Below are 21,284 nucleotides of genomic sequence, written 5' to 3' on the forward strand. Positions count from 1 at the left end.
TGGACAAAATCCCAAATTATGAAACGAAAGCTGCTAAAGATTGCTGGAATCGTCCTGCTTATACTTGTCGGACTCCTTGTTGCACTGCCCCTTTTTCTTGAGGGAAAGATTGCGGAAATCATTAAAAATAAGGTCAATAACAACATCAACGCCACATTGGATTTTGATGGAGCCAGTCTGAGTTTACTCAAAAATTTTCCCAATGCCCATGTGGAGTTAAAAGGTATTTCTTTGGTAAACAAAGCTCCTTTTGAAGGGGACACTTTGTTTGCATCAGACCAAATAGAGCTTCAGATGGGAATTTCGGAGCTGTTCAAATCGGCAGAAGAGCCCATAGCCATCAAGAGTCTGATTATTGATAGGGCCAAACTTAATATTTTGGTTGATGAGGAGGAACGGGCTAACTACGATATCGGAAAAAATGAGGATTCCAACAGTGAAACTTCAACCCAGGAAACTGAAAATTTCACCCTTGCCTTGAATTCCTATGAAATTAAGGACACTGACATTGTCTATCACGATTTGACGACCGGTATGCGCCTGTCCTTGTCGGAGATGAATCATTCTGGCACTGGCGACCTTTCATTGGATAATTCTGAGCTTAAAACCTTGACAGATGCCCGCGTATCTTTTGAAATGGACAGCACGAAGTATCTGAACAATCACAAAGTTTTCTTAGATGCGCTGATTGGCATCGATCTAAAAGAAAATAAATACACCTTTATGGAAAACAAGGCCATGGTAAATCAGCTGGCTTTGGTGTTTGATGGTTTTATTCAGGTAAACGAAGCGGACCAGTTGGTGGATGTCACTTTTAAAACACCCTCTTCCGATTTCAAGAACTTTTTGGCCGTTATTCCTGAAGCCTATGCAAAAAATATTGAAGAGGTGCAGACCACCGGGAATTTTGAAGTAGCGGGACAGTTTAAGGGGATTGTGGACGAGGAGCATATTCCCGCTTTTGAGATTCGTATCAATTCCGAAAACGCGTCCTTTAAATACCCAGAGCTACCAAGATCGGTTAAAAATGTGCATATAGACACTGAAATTGCCAACACGACCGGCTTGGCGGAAGACACTTATGTGAACATTGACAGACTTTCTTTTAGCATAGATCAAGATCGGTTCAACCTAAATGCCAAACTCAGGGATGTTACTGAAAACACCAAAGTAAACGCGCATATTGATGGGAAGATTAATCTTGCCCATTTATCCCAGGCCTATCCCATGCCTGAAGATTACGGACTAAAAGGTATTTTAACTGCGGATGCCACTACTGCTTTCGATATGGCGTCGCTGGACAATAAACAGTATGGCAATACAAAGACGGAGGGGAATCTTGCACTACAAGGGTTCGAATATAAGTCAGAAGAATTGAAGCATCCAGTGGCTATCAACTCAGCGTCCGTTGATTTCACACCAGATAAGGTGGTGCTGAAGACTTTTGAGGCCCAGACCGGGGAAACAGATTTTAAGGCCTATGGAACGCTTACAAATCTATTGGGGTTTTTATTCAACAATGAAAATGTGGAAGGAAGCTTTGTCCTAAACTCCAATACTTTTGGGTTAAATGATTTTATGGTGGAAGAAACTGCAGAGGACGTCTCTGGTGAGGAAACTTCCACAACTATGGAAGAACAAATAAGAATACCTTCCTTTTTGGATTGTACCATAGACGCCACCGCAAACACTGTTGTATATGATAATATCAACCTTAGAAATGTAAAAGGCAGGTTGATTATCAAAGATGAAACTGCAAAGGTTGTCGGCTTGCAGTCCGACTTGTTTGGAGGTGTCCTCGGGGTGAATGGTTCGGTGTCCACCAAGGAAGATGTGGCCACTTTTGACATGGATTTGGGCATGCAAAATTTTAATATCGGGGATTCATTTGCATCTTTGGAATTGTTCAAGGCCTTGGCACCTTTGGCAAGTGCCTTACAGGGTAAATTAAATTCCGACGTTAAGATTTCTGGAAATTTGAAAGAGGATTTTACCCCAAATCTATCCACAATTTCTGGGGATTTATTGGCGGAGTTGCTCTCCACTAAAGTGGATGCCCAAAAAGCACCATTGATGTCCAAATTGACTGGAGAACTTGGCTTTTTGAAAACTAACGATTTGGATCTAAGCGGCCTAAAGACCGCATTAAGTTTTGATAATGGTGCGGTAAAGGTGAAGCCCTTCTCCTTAAATTTCAAGGATATCGCAATTAACGTAGATGGGAGTCATACGTTTGACCAACAACTACAGTACAACGCCACCTTGGATGTTCCTGCAAAATATCTAGGTAGCGAAGTAAACAGTCTTATTGCAAAATTGGATGACAGCGATTTGGAAAATCTTACCATTCCAGTAACAGCAAATATTGGAGGGAACTATACCAACCCAACCGTTAAAACCGACTTGAGTTCCGGGGTGTCCAAACTGACCAATCAATTGGTGGAAATTCAGAAGCAGAAGTTGGTAAATCAAGGCAAGGATAAGGCCAAAGATTTGATTGGCGAGGTTTTAAAATCGAATGAAAAGGATTCTATTGAAACCCAATCTGGAGGAATCCAGGAAACCTTGGGTGGTCTGTTAGGAGGTAAAGAGGATACCAAGGATAGTACAAAAACGGAGGAGGATGCGGTAAAAAGCGCTACCAAATCCATCTTGGGAGGACTTTTGGGCAAAAAGAAAAAGGATTCTGTGAAATAGTTTTAGAAATTTCTGCTACTTTCTGTATTTCTCCAAGATTTCGGCAAAATCGGCGATATAGATATTGGTGACACCACTTTTTAAACTATCACTACTAGTAAAATATATCATGTTTGATTCCTCTTCGATATGGGCGTAGAGATCACTGCCTGAAGTATTGAGTTCGATGATATTTTGTGGAACCGTCCATGAGTTTTCTTTTTTAAAACTTATATAAAGATCACCGTAAGACGAGACGTTTTGTTTGCGTTGGGAGGCTTCAAAAATCAAAATATTACCGTCATTACTGATTTCTAAATTCCATTCTCCAGTGACACTGTTTATGGTGTTCCCAAGATTGGTCGGTGGCGTTAGTGCACCATTTTCCATTTTGGCCATATATAGGTCTCCCTGACCGAGACCGCCAGGTCTTGTTGACGCAAAGTAAAGATTGCCTCTCGCATCGGTTGTTGGACTGTATTCACTTTGATCGGAATTAATAGGGTTGGATAAGCGAAATGGCTGCCCCCAAGAGCCAGATTCGGTCTTCGCTACCATCCAGATATCGGCGGATATCGTTTTTGCCGAGGAAGGCCGCTTTGAAATGAAAAATAATCTTTTGCCATCGTTGGTAAGGTGCGGGTCACTATCATCATATACTCCGGAAAAGGAAACCACTTCAGGCTCGGACCAGCTGTTTTCCAAAAGACGGGAGTGGTAGATGGTGCTTTTCATTTCCCCTTTCCCCCATTGCTGTTGGCTTCGGGCAAAGTACACCTCTTTTACGTCACTGGAAAGGGAAGCTGCGTACTCTACCATTTCGGTGGAAACAATGCCTGGGGCCAAAGGCAACTTAACTAGTGCGGAGCTTTCTTGGGCCTGCAAATAGGTGTTTACGAGAAATGTAGCAAGTAGTAAATATTTAATGCCAATATTTCCCATGTTTACGATAGTTTAGGAATTAACTCAAACCAATGCCAACATAATTACCCTCGTTTCCACGTATGTTAAACACGGTCTGATCTTCGAAAATGAGATATTGGCCCTTAATACCCTTAAGTACACCTTTATAGCTTGGTGTTTTGGCCAAATTAAGGCTTTTTACCTTTTCTGGGTACTGTAATACGGGGAATTCCAAATGGGTTTCAGCGTTGGTATCAATAAAATAATCCATGACCTCGTCCGGAACGTGGGGTTTGAGTTTACCACGCCATTCAACCAAGTCAACATCCTCAATATCGTTTTTCAGCATTTTCTGCCAACTGGTTTTGTCACTCACATAGGATTTAAGGGCCACCTCGGTAATCCCTGCCAAATATCGGTTAGGAACCTCTACAATTTCTATGGCCTCATGCGCACCTTGGTCTATCCATCTTGTAGGTACTTGGGACTTTCGGGTAACCCCAACTTTTACATTGCTGGAGTTCGCCAAATATACGATATGGGGTTGCAGTTGTGCTTTCTTTTCGTAGTCCAAATCCCGATCGGCTTTACCTAGGTGGGCCGTGCTGAGCTCGGGTTTCATGATCCAATCTCCAGCCGCTGGGCTATCATAAAAACAGGACTTGCAGAACCCTTGTCTATAAATAGGTCTTTCCCTGCCACAATTAAGACACTGGTATTTGATAAAATCTAGTTGTATTTCTTTGTCCAGCAATTGATTCATATGGATGAAATCGTTCTCAAAGACCAAAAAATATTGAATCGGACTTCCATACTCTGTCTGCATTTTTCGGAGGACACCTTGATAAAGCATAGTGAACGGGCTGTTTTAAGCTGATTTGAAAATGATGCTGAGATAGGTTATTTTAGCTAATACGCCTAACCCCAAACTTGGTTAAAGATACCCAAAAATGGCAATACCTTTATTTAATTCCATAGCATCTTGGTTGCTGAAAAAGCGCTATCATCAAATAGAGCTTTTTTTAAAGTATCCCCATGATGTTCAAGAGGAAGTTCTTCATCAGTTGATTGATTTTTCCAAGGATACCCAAGTGGGAAAGCTCCATGGTTTTGGCGATATGGGAGGGTATAAAGAATTTGCAGAGCGGGTTCCCATTGTCACTTATGAAGAAGTTGCGGGACTTATAGAGCGTTCCAGACAGGGGGAACAGAATCTTTTTTGGCCAACGACAATTAAATGGTTTGCCAAAAGCAGTGGAACCACCAACGCGAAGAGCAAATTTATTCCCGTAAGCGCTGAAGCCTTGGAAGATTGTCATTACAAGTCCAGTAAGGATTTATTGTGCCTCTATCTAAACAATAATGAGAACTCCCAACTGTTTACGGGTAAGAGCCTTAGATTGGGAGGGAGCAAGGAACTCTATGAGGATAACGGAACCTTTTTTGGAGACCTTTCCGCCATTCTTATTGATAATATGCCCTTATGGGCCGAGTATAGCAGTACCCCAAGTAGTAAGGTATCTTTGATGAGTGAATGGGAGTCCAAATTGGAGGCGATCATCGAAGAAAGTATCCAGGAAAATGTTACCAGCTTGGCTGGAGTGCCTTCTTGGATGTTGGTGTTGCTGAACGATGTGCTTCAGCGTACTGGAAAAAACCATCTTTTCGAGATTTGGGAGAACTTGGAGGTTTACTTTCATGGCGGGGTGAGTTTCGCGCCCTATCGTGACCAGTATAAAAAGCTCTTGCCGAGAAAGAACTTCAATTATTATGAAACCTATAATGCCTCTGAGGGATTTTTTGGGATTCAGGACCGTAACAATGCCGATGATCTTTTGCTGATGCTGGATTATGGTATTTTTTATGAGTTCATCCCTATGGATGGCCAAGAAAAGGAGGAAAAGGCGATTCCTTTATGGGAAGTGGAAACAGGTGTCAACTATGCCATGGTCATTACCACCAATGCCGGACTCTGGCGCTACAAAATTGGGGACACGGTACGCTTTACTTCCAAAAATCCATTCCGAATTCGAATTACTGGGCGAACAAAACACCATATCAACGCCTTTGGGGAGGAACTCATTATAGAAAATGCAGAGGAGGCCCTCCAACAAATTTGTCAAAAGACCGAGGCTGAGATTATGGATTATACGGCAGCCCCAATTTTTATGAATGGAAATGAAAAGGGAGCCCATGAGTGGATTATCGAATTTAGAAAGCCTCCTAAAGATGTGGCTTATTTTACCGAGTTTTTGGATAATGCCCTCAAATCCCTTAATTCTGACTATGAAGCAAAGCGATACAATAACATTACCTTAAAAATGCCCCAGGTCCATGTGGCACGTCCCAATCTTTTTCACGATTGGCTTAAATCCAAGAATAAACTCGGTGGTCAGCATAAGATTCCACGCTTGTCCAATGAGCGGGGCTATGTGGAAGAACTCCTTGAAATGAATCTTCATACCTCTTAGTTTACCCCTATCTTTCCTTTACGAAAACGTTTTCGTAAAATCATTCCATTTATCGAACAATCCCTTCTTTTGGACAAATAAATATGGAATTTTGTCGTTTATAGGTGAAGTTTGAGACAGATAATAGTTCCCTCATCTTTATAAACTAAACTTTAAAAAACTGGTATGGCTGAAAAACTCGTTGTAATCTCGGATATGTGGGGGGTAAAGAAAGGACTCTGGATTACCTCTTATTTTGGATATCTTCAACAATATTATAATATTGAATTCTACGATTGCCAACAACTGGCAGATATTAACGTTGCCGTTTCCACGGAAGAAAATATTCATAAGGCCTTTGTTGACGGAGGCATTGAGACTGCCGTTGCACATTTGTTGAAAAAAGAATCTGAACCCAGTCATTATTTAGCTTTTAGTACCGGAGGTACCATAGCTTGGAAAGCAGCCTTGAGAGGTTTGCCCATCAAATCTTTGACAGCAATATCACCTACCCGGATTCGTTACGAAGAGGAAGCTCCCAACATTCCAATGAATTTAATTTTTGGTGAATGCGATACGTTTAAACCGGAAATGAAGTGGGCCAAAAAAGTTGGTGTGGAACTCAATGTTGTCCCAAGCTTTGGTCATCAATTGTATTCCGATGAAAAAATAATCTCCGAAGTTTGTCTTGAACTTTTGGAAAAGGTTACCAAAAAAGCAATCTAGGAAACAGCTTTTAACTTCTTAATTGTTTCGTAGGAGAGCTTTTCTTCTGCGTATGCTTTGGTTACTTTAAATTCCTTTTCATCCGTGCTTGGCATCTCAAACATGGCATCCGTAAACACAGCTTCGCACAGCGAACGCAGGCCTCTGGCACCTAGTTTGTATTCTACCGCCTTATCCACTATGTAGGTAAGTGCCTGTTCGGTAATACTAAAGCTGATTCCGTCCATGCCGAACAGTTTTTCGTATTGTTTGATGATGGCATTTTTAGGCTCGGTGAGAATGGCCCGCAAGGTTTTGGAATCCAAAGGATTCATATGGGTCAGAACAGGAAGTCTACCAATAATCTCTGGGATTAAACCAAATTCCTTTAAATCTTTTGGAATGATGTATTGTAAAATATTCTCATTGTCCAGACGGTCTTCAGCTTTGGAGGCGCTATACCCTACCGCCTGCATGTTCAGCCGTTTGGTAATGATACGTTCGATACCGTCAAAAGCACCACCGGCAACAAAAAGAATGTTTTCGGTGTTTACTTCAATAAATTTTTGATCTGGATGTTTTCGCCCTCCTTTTGGCGGCACATTAACAACGGTACCTTCAAGTAATTTCAACAAACCTTGTTGTACACCTTCTCCGGAAACATCCCTAGTTATGGACGGATTATCACTTTTACGCGCGATCTTATCAATCTCATCGATAAAGACAATGCCTCGTTCCGCCTTTTCCAAGTTATAATCCGCGGCTTGGAGTAATCGGGTCAAAATGCTTTCCACATCTTCACCAACATAACCGGCCTCGGTAAGCACAGTGGCGTCAACAATGGCCAAGGGAACATTGAGCATTCTAGCTATGGTTTTGGCAATCAAGGTTTTACCCGTTCCTGTTTGCCCTACCATGACAATATTACTCTTTTGAATCTCTACATCTTCTTCCTTGCCTTTTGGCTGAAGCAATCTTTTGTAATGATTGTATACAGCAACGGACATTACCTTTTTGGTACGCTCCTGTCCAATAACAAAGGTGTCCAGAAAGTCTCTTATTTCCATTGGTTTTTTTAGCACCAATTCGGATGTAAGGTCCTGATTTTTGGATTGTTTGGACTCCTCTGCAACAATACTATGGGCCTGTTCGATACATCGATCACAGATGTGGGCATCCAGACCGGCGATCAATAAATTGGTCTCTGGTTTCTTTCTACCACAAAATGAACATTCCAAGTTTTCCTTTGCCATATCAATCTAACACATAAAGTTCAACCACTAATAACGGAAAAAAACTCGGTTTGGTTTACGCCAACCCTCTGTTTTTTAACTGTTTTGTTCGGATTTACGACGTTTCCCTTACCAAAATCTCGTCGATCATACCATATTTTTTGGCTTCATCCGCCTTCATCCAGTAGTCACGGTCGCTATCCTCACTAACCTTGTCGAACTTCTGGCCAGAATGCTTGGCGATAACGTGATAAAGCTCTTCTTTGAGTTTTAGAATCTCACGAGCTGTAATTTCAATATCACTGGCCTGGCCTTGGGCACCGCCCATAGGTTGATGGATCATTACGCGTGAATGGGTTAATCCACTACGTTTGCCAGCATGCCCGGCGCAGAGCAAAACTGCAGCCATTGAGGCGGCAATTCCAGTACAAATTGTCGCAACATCGGGCTTTATGAATTGCATGGTATCATAGATTCCCAAACCAGCATAAACACTGCCGCCTGGAGAATTAATATAAATTTGAATGTCCTTGGAGGCATCAGCACTTTCAAGAAAAAGCAACTGGGCCTGCACAATATTGGCCACTTGATCATTGATTCCCGTACCCAAAAAGATGATACGATCCATCATTAACCTTGAAAATACATCCATGGCAATTGCATTCAACTGCCTTTCCTCAATAATGTTGGGTGTCATGCCAACAGGGTGCATGCTACTCACGATTTTATCGTAATACATGCTATTTATTCCGTGATGTTGGGTGGCGTATTTTTTGAATTCTTTTCCGTAATCCATAGGATTTCTTTCGATTTTGCTTAAAAAAAAGGTGCCGAAAATTCAACTTTCCGGCACCGTAAAGATACTTATTTTTCTTTTAGCCTAACCTAGCTATAGGCTTCCTTAACAAAGTTATCGTAAGTAACCTCCTTTACCTTAAGGTTGGCTTTTTCCTTATAAAAATCCAATAATTTTTGGCTCATCAACTGTTCGGACAATCTTTTTACCTCATCCTGGTTACCCATTACCCGGTTGGCCACATTTTCCAGTTCCTCTTCTTTTGGGTCTAAATGTCCATATTGTGCCATTTGGGATTTAATGAAACCTTTGGCAAATTCCTTCAACTCGTCAAATTGAACTTGCAGGTCATTTTCCTTGATGATTTTACCTTCTATCAGTTGATAGCGAAGCCCTTTTTCGGATTTTTCAAATTCTTCCTTGGCCTCATCCTCGCTTAGCGGATTTTCCCCACTTACCTGAATCCATTTTTGTAAAAACTCTGCGGGAAGATCAAACTTGGTATCTTCAATGAGCTTTTCGGTGATGTCATTCAGTAGTTTTTGGTCAGACTGCTGCTCAAATTGCTTTTCGGAATCCTCTTTGATTTTATCCTTAAGCTCTTTTTCCGACTTTACATTGTCCTTTCCAAAAAGCTTATCGAACAATTCTTGATCCAAAGCAGCCGCTTGGCGTTCATTGATTTCATCTATGGTGAACGTTACTTCAACGTTCAGTTTTTCAGCCTTTTCTCGATCAATGCCCAACGCACTGGATAGCAAATAATCTTCCTTGAACAATCCTTTGGTCTTGATGGTAACAGATTCGCCGGCTTTTTTGCCTACAAACGCTTCCAGGGCTTTTTTGCTTTTTATTTTGTCCAGCTCAATGGTGGTCTTGTGCTCAATTTCTTCGGCCTCATTGACAAAAGTACCGGTTAGTTCATCCTGCTTGCCAACTTCAGTCTTGGAAACGAGTTTACCGTATTGTTTTTGAATACGTTCCACCTGCTCTTCAATCATTTTCTTGTCCGCTACAATTTTGTATTGGGTCACGGCCTTCTTGGTCTTTACATTGACATCAAAATTAGGTGCTAGTCCCAATTCGAATTCAAAGTCCAAGTTTTCATTGTCCCAGTCAAAATTCTCTTGTTGTTTGGGCAATGGGTTCCCAAGTACGTCCAATTTTTCCTCAGTCAGATATTTGTTAAGGTTGTCTTGCAACAGTTTGTTGACTTCGTCCACCAAAACAGCTTTTCCATATTGCTTTTTGATAAGTCCCATAGGGACCTGTCCTTTGCGAAAACCAGGAATGTTGGCCTGCTTTCTATAATCCTTTAGGATTTTATCAACCTTGTCCTGATAATCATCCTTGCTGATGGCAACCTTCACCACTGCATTTAGCTCGTCAATCTGCTCTTTTGTGATATTCATCTCCTACCTTAATTTGCTATTCAAAAATGGGTGGCAAAAGTAATGCATTTTTGGAATCGGGGCAACTTTTTAAAGTGTTGATTGCCAAACAAAATCATTTCTTTTTGTCTTCCTTTAATATGGAGTGAAGTATGGATTGCAAAAAAGATAACAAGAGGCTAAAAATCAAAGCCCACCAAATGGTTGACACCTCAAAACCGGGAATGAAATGAGCTGCAATAAGAATGATTAACGCATTGATAATAAGAAGAAAAAGACCTAAGGTCAGAATGGTTATTGGTAAAGTCAAAATGATGAGAATTGGTTTTACCAAAAAGTTTAGGATGCTCAGCACAATGGCAACTAAGATGGCCGTGGTCATGGAGTCCACACCCACACCTGGAAGAACATAACTAAGAATCACTACGGCCAAAGCGTTAAGAAGAAGTCTAAGAATAAGTTTCATAGGGTTATGATTTTTTAAATAAAAAAAGCACCGTGAAAACGGTGCTTTAATATAATGAAATTAACTGTAGATCAATCGATATAAAGACCGGTATAATCCAAAGGATTTACACCTGGTAAATTGGAGCCATATTTTTCATTGATGGCGGCAACAAATGCATTGGCCAATATAGCGTAGCCCCTAGGCGCTGGATGCACACCGTCCAAAGAGAATCCGCCACCGGTTCCAAATGTGCTGGTCACCACACTTCCATCTGTTTGTGTAAAGCCATTCGCTCTAAGCTCGCCTAGCAAAGCGTTGGCATCAACCAAGGCCAGATCATATTGGGTTGCCAATGCCGAAATTGTGGCATTATAAGCTGTCAAGGCATCATCTATGGCGGTTTGTTCCTGAGGTGTCAAAACCCATTTGTCCTCTAATGGATACGTTATACCATTTACGGCCAGTTGGCCAGCGGTTTCTGGAGGAACTCCCAATCCCTCCGTAAGCATGGTGAAAGCTTCCTCGTTCAATGTGGCAATGGCCGTTCTTGATGTTAAAACCAACAAGTCATCCTCATTTGCCTGTCTAGCCTGCCCATATAGGAGACCGGTTAGGGCGGCCGTAGAGGCATCCACACCGTTCATCATTAGAGCCCCAGTTATGGCGGCTGACAAATCTGGAAGATCTTCGTCCCTTATAATAACAGGACTGGCACCAGTTTCGGAAAAAACAATCTGTCTTTCTGGAACCATCAGGGCTTGGAAGACCAAGTTCAATCCTGCAAACTGAGCATTCAAAACGGGTATTTGTGGCCCAAAATCTGGATTGGTGGGGTCCAGCGGCGCATAAGGTACTGTTGTGAAAAATGGGATATCCTTTACATCCGGGATATTAGCAATAATTCCATCAGCTTCGCCTGCCGTCATCGTGGCCAAAATGCCATTTAGGGCATTGGCAAATACATTGGGATCTGTAATATCGTTTCTTTCGTATGTGGTTGGATCTATGTTGCCTGTCTGATCGGTTCCAGAACCTCCATTTGTTGCGTATAGCAAAATATCATTTGAGCCTACCCATGCAGAAAAGAAAGTGGCTCCCTGTGCAGCGGCATCACCAATCACAGTAGCATCTTCAGCCGAAGAGATTCTAACGTAGTAAGGATTGGCTGCTCCAACTGCCAAACCTGCTAGACTTCCATAACCAGGCGCCAATAGTTCGTAGCTTTTTGCACCTGGAATCCCCATATTGTTAAAGGTTCCAGAGAGTTTTGAAGTTATCTCTGTGGTACCTTGCCCCTCCTTTGGGGTTGGCGTTGGGCCATCTGCGGTAAATTGAAGAATCAATCTGTTTCCTATGTCGGGCGAACCGTCCATATTTGCGTCTGTTTCCCCACCTATAGTGGCTCCACCTAGGTTATCCGCCATAAAGGGTATGTTGAAGGCCCCTCCACCGGCCAAAGCAAAGTTGGAGGCCAGCATATTGGGAAAAGATGCTTCTTGTCCAGCAATAAATAGGGCATTATCTGAAAAACCTGCGGTCAACGAGTTGCCAACAGCTACATAATTGGCAAAATTGGCCGTTCCGGAGGTGTAGACTATGGGGTCTGGGTCCGGATCTGGAGTTGCCGAGGTCTCATCATCATTCTCGCATGCAATCAAAAACAACCCTAATAGGGGGAGAAGTAGGGCATAAAACTTTTTCATATTAAATGTCTGTTAGAGTTAGTCTATGTTAATTAGTGGTTAAACCAATATTACCAAAACTAGGTCAAAATTGTTATCCAGACAATTAAATGGGCAAAAAAATTATGCATGCATAATAAAAAGAGGAGAATTTTATGAATTTAGAAATTCAGTGGACTTTTCAAAAAACTGTTTGGGGTTTTCTGCGTGTAGCCAATGACCGGCATTGTTTACTGTTTCAATGATAGCGTTTGGAAAGTGTCTTTTGATGCCGGAATAGTCACTGGGCAAAATATATTCTGACCGATCTCCCCTTAAGAACAAACTAGGTCCCGAATAGGTGGCAGTGGCATCAATTGAATCCCCAATTTCTTCCATTCTGTCCCGTAATACCTCAAAATTGAAACGTAGCCCCAGTTTTCCCGGTTCCACCCAATGCAGGTTTTTTAGAAGAAATTGTCGAATCCCAAATTCGGATAGATGCTGGGCAAGAACTTCATCCGCTTCCTTTCTGGAGGAGATTTGGTCAAAATCCAAGTGACCTAATGCATCAATGATATATTGATGATGCGGGGGGTAGTACTTGGGAGCTATATCCGCTACAAGAAGTTTCTCTACGTATTGAGGCTGCGACGAAGCGATTTGCATGGCAGTCTTGCCTCCCATGGAATGTCCAATTATAGCCGCTTGGGCAAGTTGCCAACGTTCCATATAGTAGAGAACATCAGAGGCCAAAGTATCATAGTCAAATTGGTTGGCATGAAAGCTTTTTCCATGATTTCGTTGATCTACCAGGTGTACCTGAAAACCTTGCTTGGCATATTGATTTCCCAGGGTCTTCCAATTGTCCGACATACCCAAAAAGCCATGAAGTATTAACAACGGCTTTCCCTCACCTATAATTTTTGAATGTAATAATTCCATTACTTCAGACGGTGCAAATACATATTAACAACATTTTCCAGCCCAAGATAAATTGATTCGCAGATCAACGCATGTCCAATGGATACTTCCAGCAGATTTGGGATATGTTTCTTGAAGAACTTAACGTTTTCCAGACTAAGGTCATGGCCGGCATTGATGCCAAGCCCAACTTCATTGGCCACTTTTGCTGCCTGGGCGAAGGGGTAAATGCCTTCATCCTGCTTCCCTACAGAAAATGCTTTTGCATAGCTTTCGGTATACAGTTCTATTCTGTCTGTGCCTGTTTCAACTGCACCTTTTACCATCTCCTCATTGGGGTCCACAAAAATAGAGGTACGGATACCATGGCTCTTAAAGGTGGAGATGACCTCCTTTAAAAAATCCTTGTTCTTTATGGTGTCCCATCCCGCATTGGAGGTAATCGCATCCTCCGCATCGGGAACCAAAGTAACCTGCGTGGGTTTTACGTCGAGTACAAGATCTATAAATTTTGGAATAGGATTACCTTCTATATTGAATTCCGTTTGCACAACAGATTTAAGTTCATGTGCATCTTGGTATCGAATATGTCTTTCATCTGGCCTGGGGTGTATGGTTATCCCTTGGGCCCCAAAGGATTCAATGTCCTTGGCGGAATTGACTAAATTGGGAACATTCCCGCCCCTTGAATTTCTTAGGGTGGCCAACTTATTGATGTTCACGCTCAGTTTGGTCATAAGAGTGCTGTTTTGGAAGGGCAAAAATAAGAATTAGGCACGCCTTTTGCGATTTAAAATTAGTATTTTGCGCTCAATAGAATTGTTATGCAAATCCAGAACAATATTATCACAACGGTTCCTGTTTTTGAGGTTTCGGAAACCTTGGCGGAAGTCATTAGTTTTTTTGAGGCGACCATTTTTTCCCATGTGGCGGTCACCGAGGATGGGATATATATTGGTGCTCTGTCTGAAAATGATCTGGCCTGTTTTGAACCGGATAAGAAAATCGAGGAATTTAGGGTGGAACTGGAATCCTTTTTTGTGACAAAGGAAACTTCTTGGTTGGACGTTCTGGAGACCTTCTCCAGAAATGAGGCCAATGTACTTCCCGTTTTGGACGAAAATCATGTGGTCCAGGGTTATTATGACCTTCAAGATGTGGTGGCCTTTTTTATAGACACCCCATTCTTTAAGGAGCCAGGGGGAATTCTTGTTGTGGGAACCGGGATGAAAGATTATTCGTTTAGTGAAATTGCTCAGATAGTAGAAAGTAACAATGCCCGCTTATTGGGGGCTTTCATTACAGATTCGCAGAATGACGTGGTGCAAATCACCCTCAAAATAGGGACTTTGAACCTTAACGAGGTGGCCCAAACATTTAGAAGATATAACTACACCATTATTTTTGGCAATAGCGATGATCAGTTCTTGGAGGACTTGAAGCAGCGCTCTGACTACCTGGAAAAATACCTTAACGTTTAGCATGAAAGTCGCAATTTACGGTCAGACTTTTCAGGAACAGGATAAAACCTTTGTTCTGGAACTCTTGGAAGAACTCCAAGGGATAAACGCTTCGGTTTGTATTGAAGAAGGCTTTTGCGAACGGATCGATGGATGCCTTTCCGGTTTCAGTTATGGTACTTTTACGCAGACCTCCGGTTTAGATGGGTCGTTTGATATGTTTGTCAGTTTTGGCGGGGATGGAACCATGCTACGAGCCGTGACCTATGTCAAGGATTTGGGTATTCCCATTGTAGGCGTGAACACGGGAAGACTGGGCTTTTTGTCCACTTTTAAGAAGGAGGATGTGCGAAAAGTGGTAACCGAATTTGTTGCCGGACAACACACGATTGTGGAGAGAAGTCTTGTGGAAGTAGCTTTAAACTCCGATTTAGAGGAATTTGGAGAACTGAACTTCGCTTTGAACGAGATTACGGTTAGCCGAAAGGATACCACCTCTATGATTACGGTAGAGACCTATTTAAACGATGAGTATCTGACTTCCTATTGGGCAGACGGTCTTATTGTGTCAACGCCAACAGGTTCAACGGGATATTCACTTAGCTGCGGAGGCCCCGTGATTTCACCTACGGCAAAATCGTTGGTGCTGACCCCGATTGCCCCTCATAACCTTAATGCAAGGCCCTTGGTCATCTCTGATGATACTGAAATACGGTTGAAAGTTTCTGGAAGGGAGGAAAACCATTTGGTGTCCTTGGATTCCAGAATTGCAAGCATTCCCAATGGCAAGGAAATTCGAATACAAAAAGCGGACTTCAGCATAAAAATGATAGAATACAAATCCGAAAGTTTTCTTAAGACCCTTCGCAATAAACTTCTTTGGGGCCAAGATAAACGCAATTGAGCCTTTTGAAACAATAAAAGAAGCTAAAAACTGTTTAACAAAGGAGAACATTTTTAACCCGATATCTTATTGACCTTCCTCTACTCTTTATTAGTTTAATTTTTTGGATAGTATGCGAATAGTTCTGGCTATTTTATTATTTGGTATGCTCAAGGTCAGTGCTCAAACCTATGAAATAGGGGTTTTTGCCGGAGGGGCAAACGGTATAGGCGATGTTGGAAAAACCAATTATATCTTACCATCTGGGCCTGCTTTTGGCGGAATCTTCAAATGGAACAAGAGTAAAAGGTATGCATGGAGGGGAAGTGTTCTTTATGGTAACTTCAGTTTTGATGATTCCAAATCCAATTTAGCCTCAAGAAGACAGCGTGGCTATGAGATGGACAATTCAGTCTTGGAAGCCTCTGTGGGAATCGAATTTAACTTTGTTGATTACAATTTACATAAACTGGGACCGGCCTTCACCCCTTATCTTTACACGGGTTTCACCTATTTCAGGTACGATTTTAAGTATTTTGATGCCCTTGAGGTGCAGGATATTAACCAAAAAGAAGGTAGTTTTGCAATTCCTATGACGGTGGGGGCAAAGTACCGGTTGAATCAATTTTTGATCCTGGGCGCCGAAATTGGGGCCAGATATACATTTACGGACAACTTGGATGCAAGTAATCCGGAAGGTTCCAACTTTGAGCAGTTTAGGTTTGGAAATATTTTAAGCGATGACTGGTACATGTTTTCAGGGTTTACATTAACGTATACCTTTGGACGCAAACCTTGCCAGGATTGTTTTGAATAGAAATGCACACTTTAGAGGACCTAAACAAAGACAAACTTCCCAAACATGTTGCCGTAATTATGGACGGCAATGGTCGATGGGCCAAACAACGTGGAAAACTTAGAATCTTTGGCCATGAAAATGGGGTGGAAGCTGTTCGAAGGACAGTGGAGAACTGTGCCAAACTTCAGATTCAGTTCTTAACGTTGTATGCCTTTTCCACAGAAAATTGGAACAGACCCAAACTGGAGGTGGAAACCCTTATGCGCCTCTTGGTGGCTTCCCTTCGAAAAGAGTTGAAAACGCTCAACAAAAACAACATTCGGCTAAATACAATTGGAAACATAGATTCCCTTCCAGACAAGGCACGAAAGGAGCTGGAAGAGGTGATTTCAAAAACCTCAAAAAACAATGGGATGATGTTGACCCTAGCCTTGAGCTATGGGTCCAGAGAAGAGATTAAGTCAGCTGTAAGGGACATTGCATCCAAAGTTAAAAATAATATAATTTCACCTGAAAATATTGACGAAGCCGTTATAAATACTCATCTTTACACGCATTTTTTGCCAGACGTGGACTTGCTTATCCGTACCAGTGGGGAACAAAGGATAAGCAATTTTTTACTTTGGCAGATTGCATACGCTGAATTATATTTTATTGATGTATTTTGGCCCGATTTTAGTGAGCATCATTTGGTAGAAGCAATATTAAGTTACCAAAATAGAGAACGACGATTTGGAAAAACTAGCGAACAACTTCATTAAGAATACAAAACATACCACCCGACTATACTTAAAACTACTCCTTCTACTTCTCTTCACCGGCCAAAGCTTTGCTCAGGTAACCTCCTTTGAGAACGGTAAAGATTATATTTTAGGCGGACTTAGTGTTACAGGGCTTCAAAGTTATAACGAGCAGACCGTTAAAACCTATACGGGCCTTCGTGTGGGTCAGCCTATCACGGTTCCAGGCGATGAAATCAGTGCAGTGATCAAAAAACTGTGGAGTTTGGAGTTGTTCAGTAATGTAGAGATGTATTATACCAATATTGAAGGTGATAACATCTTTTTAGAGCTGAACATTACTGAAAGACCGACCCTTGCAAACGTTACGGTATACGGTGTCAAAAAACGTAAGGTTGAGGACATTATTAATGACACAGACCTTAAGAAAGGGAAAAAAATTACCGAGAGCCTTATTGCGAATACCAAGAACTACCTTCAAAACAAATACAAGAAACAGGGTTATCTCAACGCCAAGGTCAACATTGTTACCGCTGCCGATACGTCTGCTACGAATAGCGAGAACATGGTCATCAATGTAAAAAAGGGGGATAAGGTTAAAATAAGGAGTATCACTTTCGAGGGCAATGAAAAGTTATCCAATAAGCGCCTTGCCAAATCATTAAAGAAGACCAAAAAGAAGAAGTTTTACAGATTCTGGAAAAAATCCAAATATATAGAAGGAGACTACAAGGAAGATCTTTCCAGTTTAGTGGATGCCTATGCGGAAAGGGGATACCGGGACGCCCGTGTATTATCCGATACCTTTATAAAGGTGGATGAAAACAACATCGACCTAAAAATTAAGGTCGAGGAAGGGAATAAATACTATTTCGGGAACATAAACTTTGTTGGGAACTCGGTCTATACCGATAGGGAACTTGGACGAATTCTGGGAATTCGTAAAGGACAGACCTATAATGGGGTGCTGTTAAAAGAGCGCGTGCAGGATGATTCAAAACCGGATGCAGTTGATTTGACCAACCTTTACCAAAACAACGGATACCTCTTCTCCAGTATCAATCCGGTCGAGGTTTCCGCAGTTAACGACACCATAGATTTTGAAATCAGAATCATTGAGGGAAAAGAAACTTTCTTAGACCACGTTACCGTGGTTGGTAATGATAAGACCAATGACCATGTAATTTTCCGTGAATTGCGCACAAGACCTGGTCAAAAATACAGCAAGGACAATATTGTAAGGAGTATCCGGGAATTGGGTCAATTGGGATTCTTTGATGCGGAACAGATTACTCCGGATATCCAGAACCCGGACCCCAATGCAGGAACTGTTGACGTTCAATACAGTTTGGTGGAGTCCGGCTCTAGCCAAATAGAACTTCAAGGAGGTTTTGGTGGAGGTGGATTCATTGGCACCTTGGGATTGTCCTTTAGTAACTTCTCCTTAAAAAATATTTTCAACGGTGAGGCCTACAAGCCTGTACCTATGGGTGATGGGCAAACATTTGCCTTAAGATTGCAGGCCAGTAGAACCTTTAGGGTGTATAGCTTAAACTTTGCAGAGCCATGGTTGGGTGGAAAAAAACCAGTACGTTTCAATCTATCCCTGTCCAGAACCCAACAGTTTGCAACTAATTTTGATAACAGGGGACGAATTGATGTAGATCGCGACCGTGGTTTTGCCATTACCGGTATTTCTGCGGGTTTGGCAAAAAGAGTACAGTGGCCTGACGATTTCTTTACCATTTCGCACTCTTTGAGCTATCAGCTCTATGATTTCAACGATTTTAACAACGGACTCTTCAATTTTGGTAATGGTAGCTCCAATTCTTTGAGCTATACCCTTGGAATCTCTAGAAGTTCACAGGGACCAAGTAGGATTTTCCCATTATCTGGGTCCAATTTTGAGTTGACGGCAAAGTTTACACCACCTTATTCATTATTCGGAAACAAGGATTTTAGGGGGATTAGAGACGAGATAGATGAGATAACCGAACGCCTTTTTGAAATTGGTGCGACCCCAGCGAATATTGAAGAGCAGCTGGAGTTTGCCGAGTTGAGCGATCAGCTTGAACGTTTGGAAGAAGAACGTTTTAAGTTGCTGGAGTTCTATAAAATAAAATTCCGAGGGGACTGGTATACCAATTTGGTTGATAAATTGGTACTAAGGACCAATGCAGAATTTGGTTTTTTGGGCAGCTATAACAACGACATAGGGGCCGTTCCTTTTGAGCGTTTCTTTGTTGGGGGCGATGGATTGGGGAACTTTACCCTGGATGGTAGGGACGTTATCCAGTTGAGAGGTTATGAAAATAGCTCTTTGACGCCGTTTAGCACCAATCCTGTTACCGGAAATCAGGAAAGGGACGGGGGAACTATTTATAATAAATTCTCCTTGGAATTGCGTTATCCGCTAACCTTAAAACCTTCGGCGTCCATTTATGCACTTTCTTTTTTGGAGGCAGGAAACGCATTTAACAATTTTAATGAGTATAATCCGTTTGAATTAAAAAGATCTGCCGGAGTGGGGCTACGTATTTTTATGCCGGCATTTGGTCTCTTGGGAATCGATTTTGGATATGGATTCGATACAGATGCGAATCCAAATTCCAGCGGACCAAGTGGCTGGCAAACGCACTTCATCATCGGTCAGCAGTTTTAACTGAAAGAAAATCGTGTCTTTTTAATTGTAAATAGCTCATTTTTAATTAATTAGTTATTTTGGCACGATATTTTCTTTGTAAAAAGCGGAATCAAAAATGAATACCAAAGTTCTTTTGTCATTAGCTGTTTTAATGACATCCCTTTATGGTTTCTCCCAAAGAGGAGTGCGCATTGGATATGTGGATATGGAGTATATCCTTGAAAATGTCGAGGAATATCGGGATGCAACCGAGCAGTTGAACAACAAGGCCGTTAAATGGAAACAGGAGATTGAGCTCAAACAGAGTACCATTGAGCAGATGAAGAAGGATTTGATGGCGGAAAAGGTGCTTTTAACGGATGAACTCATTGAGGAACGAGAAGAGGAAATCCAGATTTTGGAAACCGAAATGCTAGATTATCAACAAGATCGTTTTGGGCCACAGGGAGATTTGGTCTTACAAAAACAGTTGTTAATTCAGCCCATTCAGGACCAGGTGTTCAATGAGGTCCAAAAAATAGGAGGAAATAAAAGATACGATTTTATTTTTGATAAATCCGCAGATGTCGTAATGTTGTACTCCGAAAAAAGGCACGACATCAGTGACTTGGTTTTAAGGGAGATAGGACGAACCAGAAAGGTGAGTAAATCCAACAAAAAGGCCAAGGAGAAGAATAGGCTGGACAAGTTTAAAGAAGACCAAGCCGAAGAGGAGAAAGAAATTAGTGAAGCCTTAAAAGAGCGCCAGGAAAAAGCCGATCAGGCAAGAGACGCAAAGACAAAGGCAGCAGAGGATAGGAGAGCAGAGCAACTGAGGTTGAGAGAGGAACGAAAGAAAGCCTACGAAGCCAGAAGAAAAAAATTATTGGAAGAGCGCGATGCCAAACGGAGAGCCAAATTGGAAGAACGTAAAAAAGCGCAAGAACAAGAAAAAGATTCAATACAGGAATAATATTGAAACACTAAAATTAACATTCAAAATAGTAACTTAGAGAATCATGAGAAATGTAAAGAAGATTGCTGTGGCCCTAGTCTTATTTGTTGCAGCTACAGGTTTTGTAAATGCACAGAGCAAAGTGGCCCATATCAATGTACAGCAATTGTTGTCTGAAATGCCGGATATGAAACAAGCCCAATCCGAACTTAAAAAGTTGGAAGAAACATACACGGCCGATATCAAAGGTTCAATGACCGAGTTCGAGAACAAAGCCACACAATATAGAAACGAATCCACTTCCAAAACCAGGGAAGAGAACGAGAAAAGAGCTTTAGAGCTCCAGGAGATTCAAAAGAACATCCAGAATGCAGAGCAAACTGCAATGCAACAATTGCAACAAAAGCAGCAAGAACTTTTCGCTCCAATTTCTGAAAAGGCAAAAGCAGCGATTGAAAAAGTGGCTGCGGCACAAGGGTTTGATTATGTGATGGACGCAACACCAGGATTAAGTCTGATCGTTGCCAAAGGAAAGGATCTTTTACCTGACGTAAAGCAAGAATTGGGCTTCTAAGTCAAGCTGGCACGAAAATAAATGAACCGCTTTATTCTTTGGAAAAAGCGGTTTTTTTATACAC

General features: G+C 41.7%; 19 protein-coding genes. 10 read left to right on the top strand and 9 right to left on the bottom strand.

Annotated elements, in window-relative coordinates; all coding sequences use genetic code 11:
• The first annotated feature begins 18 nt into the window (after positions 1-18).
• Positions 19-2,697, top strand: a complete 2,679-nt coding sequence (locus BUC10_RS12640) for an AsmA-like C-terminal region-containing protein (RefSeq protein ID WP_073180222.1) — start codon at positions 19-21, stop codon at positions 2,695-2,697.
• Between the two features lie 15 nt (positions 2,698-2,712).
• Here the strand turns inward: BUC10_RS12640 and BUC10_RS12645 are convergent, their stop codons facing one another.
• Positions 2,713-3,618: a TolB family protein gene (locus tag BUC10_RS12645; RefSeq protein ID WP_073180224.1), complete on the bottom strand. Its 906-nt coding sequence runs from the start codon at positions 3,616-3,618 to the stop codon at positions 2,713-2,715.
• A 19-nt stretch (positions 3,619-3,637) separates the two neighbouring features.
• Positions 3,638-4,432, bottom strand: a complete 795-nt coding sequence (locus BUC10_RS12650) for a DUF2797 domain-containing protein (RefSeq protein ID WP_073180226.1) — start codon at positions 4,430-4,432, stop codon at positions 3,638-3,640.
• A gap of 97 nt (positions 4,433-4,529) precedes the next feature.
• Between BUC10_RS12650 and BUC10_RS12655 the strand changes: the two genes are divergently transcribed.
• Both BUC10_RS12655 and BUC10_RS12660 read left to right on the top strand, forming a co-directional pair.
• The gene (locus tag BUC10_RS12655) at positions 4,530-6,050 is read left to right on the top strand and encodes a GH3 auxin-responsive promoter family protein (RefSeq protein WP_073180228.1); all 1,521 of its coding nucleotides are present in this window, start codon (positions 4,530-4,532) and stop codon (positions 6,048-6,050) included.
• A gap of 165 nt (positions 6,051-6,215) precedes the next feature.
• Entirely contained in the window at positions 6,216-6,755 is a 540-nt protein-coding gene (locus BUC10_RS12660) for a dienelactone hydrolase family protein (RefSeq protein ID WP_073180230.1), read from the top strand.
• Here the strand turns inward: BUC10_RS12660 and clpX are convergent.
• From clpX to BUC10_RS12695, 7 genes are all read right to left on the bottom strand, one after another.
• A complete protein-coding gene (gene clpX / locus BUC10_RS12665; protein WP_073180232.1) occupies positions 6,752-7,987 on the bottom strand; it encodes an ATP-dependent Clp protease ATP-binding subunit ClpX in 1,236 nt (411 codons plus the stop codon). The genes BUC10_RS12660 and clpX overlap by 4 nt on opposite strands.
• A 94-nt stretch (positions 7,988-8,081) precedes the next feature.
• Positions 8,082-8,762: an ATP-dependent Clp endopeptidase proteolytic subunit ClpP gene (gene clpP / locus BUC10_RS12670; RefSeq protein ID WP_073180234.1), complete on the bottom strand. Its 681-nt coding sequence runs from the start codon at positions 8,760-8,762 to the stop codon at positions 8,082-8,084.
• Between the two features lie 89 nt (positions 8,763-8,851).
• Positions 8,852-10,174: a trigger factor gene (gene tig, locus BUC10_RS12675; protein WP_073180236.1), complete on the bottom strand. Its 1,323-nt coding sequence runs from the start codon at positions 10,172-10,174 to the stop codon at positions 8,852-8,854.
• 94 nt (positions 10,175-10,268) lie between these two features.
• On the bottom strand, positions 10,269-10,619 hold the full coding sequence (locus BUC10_RS12680; protein ID WP_073180239.1) for a phage holin family protein: 351 nt from the start codon (positions 10,617-10,619) through the stop codon (positions 10,269-10,271).
• 71 nt (positions 10,620-10,690) lie between these two features.
• Entirely contained in the window at positions 10,691-12,304 is a 1,614-nt protein-coding gene (locus tag BUC10_RS12685) for an SGNH/GDSL hydrolase family protein (protein ID WP_073180241.1), read from the bottom strand.
• A 132-nt stretch (positions 12,305-12,436) separates the two neighbouring features.
• Entirely contained in the window at positions 12,437-13,207 is a 771-nt protein-coding gene (locus tag BUC10_RS12690; protein ID WP_073180243.1) for an alpha/beta fold hydrolase, read from the bottom strand.
• Entirely contained in the window at positions 13,207-13,923 is a 717-nt protein-coding gene (locus BUC10_RS12695) for a pyridoxine 5'-phosphate synthase (RefSeq protein ID WP_073180245.1), read from the bottom strand. Before BUC10_RS12695 ends, BUC10_RS12690 begins: the two co-directional genes overlap by 1 nt.
• 87 nt (positions 13,924-14,010) lie before the next feature.
• Here BUC10_RS12695 and BUC10_RS12700 point away from each other — a divergent pair, with 87 nt between their 5' ends.
• The 7 genes from BUC10_RS12700 (at position 14,011) to BUC10_RS12730 (ending at position 21,220) form a co-directional block, all read left to right on the top strand.
• Positions 14,011-14,667: a CBS domain-containing protein gene (locus tag BUC10_RS12700; RefSeq protein WP_073180248.1), complete on the top strand. Its 657-nt coding sequence runs from the start codon at positions 14,011-14,013 to the stop codon at positions 14,665-14,667.
• Between the two features lies 1 nt (position 14,668).
• On the top strand, positions 14,669-15,550 hold the full coding sequence (locus BUC10_RS12705; RefSeq protein ID WP_073180250.1) for an NAD kinase: 882 nt from the start codon (positions 14,669-14,671) through the stop codon (positions 15,548-15,550).
• A 112-nt stretch (positions 15,551-15,662) separates the two neighbouring features.
• Positions 15,663-16,346, top strand: coding sequence for a type IX secretion system protein PorG (porG, locus tag BUC10_RS12710; protein ID WP_073180252.1), 684 nt, complete (start codon positions 15,663-15,665; stop codon positions 16,344-16,346).
• A gap of 2 nt (positions 16,347-16,348) precedes the next feature.
• Positions 16,349-17,089, top strand: a complete 741-nt coding sequence (locus BUC10_RS12715; protein WP_073180254.1) for an isoprenyl transferase — start codon at positions 16,349-16,351, stop codon at positions 17,087-17,089.
• Positions 17,061-19,730: a BamA/OMP85 family outer membrane protein gene (locus tag BUC10_RS12720; RefSeq protein WP_073180256.1), complete on the top strand. Its 2,670-nt coding sequence runs from the start codon at positions 17,061-17,063 to the stop codon at positions 19,728-19,730. The genes BUC10_RS12715 and BUC10_RS12720 overlap by 29 nt, the downstream gene beginning before the upstream one ends.
• A 97-nt stretch (positions 19,731-19,827) precedes the next feature.
• Positions 19,828-20,664: an OmpH/Skp family outer membrane protein gene (locus BUC10_RS12725; protein ID WP_073180258.1), complete on the top strand. Its 837-nt coding sequence runs from the start codon at positions 19,828-19,830 to the stop codon at positions 20,662-20,664.
• A gap of 46 nt (positions 20,665-20,710) precedes the next feature.
• On the top strand, positions 20,711-21,220 hold the full coding sequence (locus BUC10_RS12730; RefSeq protein ID WP_073180260.1) for an OmpH/Skp family outer membrane protein: 510 nt from the start codon (positions 20,711-20,713) through the stop codon (positions 21,218-21,220).
• Positions 21,221-21,284: the final 64 nt, after the last annotated feature.

Origin of the sequence: Flagellimonas flava, assembly GCF_900129665.1 — a bacterium.
GTDB classification, from domain to species: domain Bacteria; phylum Bacteroidota; class Bacteroidia; order Flavobacteriales; family Flavobacteriaceae; genus Flagellimonas; species Flagellimonas flava.

Excerpts from the sequence above, each read along its gene's own strand:
- BUC10_RS12650 (WP_073180226.1), bottom strand. The coding sequence starts at position 4,432 with ATGCTTTATCAAGGTGTCCTCCGAAAAATGCAGACAGAGTATGGAAGT.
- BUC10_RS12685 (WP_073180241.1), bottom strand. The coding sequence starts at position 12,304 with ATGAAAAAGTTTTATGCCCTACTTCTCCCCCTATTAGGGTTGTTTTTG.
- BUC10_RS12700 (WP_073180248.1), top strand. The coding sequence starts at position 14,011 with ATGCAAATCCAGAACAATATTATCACAACGGTTCCTGTTTTTGAGGTT.
- clpP (WP_073180234.1), bottom strand. The coding sequence starts at position 8,762 with ATGGATTACGGAAAAGAATTCAAAAAATACGCCACCCAACATCACGGA.
- BUC10_RS12705 (WP_073180250.1), top strand. The coding sequence starts at position 14,669 with ATGAAAGTCGCAATTTACGGTCAGACTTTTCAGGAACAGGATAAAACC.
- BUC10_RS12645 (WP_073180224.1), bottom strand. The coding sequence starts at position 3,618 with ATGGGAAATATTGGCATTAAATATTTACTACTTGCTACATTTCTCGTA.
- BUC10_RS12680 (WP_073180239.1), bottom strand. The coding sequence starts at position 10,619 with ATGAAACTTATTCTTAGACTTCTTCTTAACGCTTTGGCCGTAGTGATT.
- BUC10_RS12715 (WP_073180254.1), top strand. The coding sequence starts at position 16,349 with ATGCACACTTTAGAGGACCTAAACAAAGACAAACTTCCCAAACATGTT.
- BUC10_RS12655 (WP_073180228.1), top strand. The coding sequence starts at position 4,530 with ATGGCAATACCTTTATTTAATTCCATAGCATCTTGGTTGCTGAAAAAG.
- BUC10_RS12640 (WP_073180222.1), top strand. The coding sequence starts at position 19 with ATGAAACGAAAGCTGCTAAAGATTGCTGGAATCGTCCTGCTTATACTT.
- clpX (WP_073180232.1), bottom strand. The coding sequence starts at position 7,987 with ATGGCAAAGGAAAACTTGGAATGTTCATTTTGTGGTAGAAAGAAACCA.
- BUC10_RS12730 (WP_073180260.1), top strand. The coding sequence starts at position 20,711 with ATGAGAAATGTAAAGAAGATTGCTGTGGCCCTAGTCTTATTTGTTGCA.
- tig (WP_073180236.1), bottom strand. The coding sequence starts at position 10,174 with ATGAATATCACAAAAGAGCAGATTGACGAGCTAAATGCAGTGGTGAAG.
- BUC10_RS12695 (WP_073180245.1), bottom strand. The coding sequence starts at position 13,923 with ATGACCAAACTGAGCGTGAACATCAATAAGTTGGCCACCCTAAGAAAT.
- porG (WP_073180252.1), top strand. The coding sequence starts at position 15,663 with ATGCGAATAGTTCTGGCTATTTTATTATTTGGTATGCTCAAGGTCAGT.
- BUC10_RS12690 (WP_073180243.1), bottom strand. The coding sequence starts at position 13,207 with ATGGAATTATTACATTCAAAAATTATAGGTGAGGGAAAGCCGTTGTTA.
- BUC10_RS12660 (WP_073180230.1), top strand. The coding sequence starts at position 6,216 with ATGGCTGAAAAACTCGTTGTAATCTCGGATATGTGGGGGGTAAAGAAA.
- BUC10_RS12725 (WP_073180258.1), top strand. The coding sequence starts at position 19,828 with ATGAATACCAAAGTTCTTTTGTCATTAGCTGTTTTAATGACATCCCTT.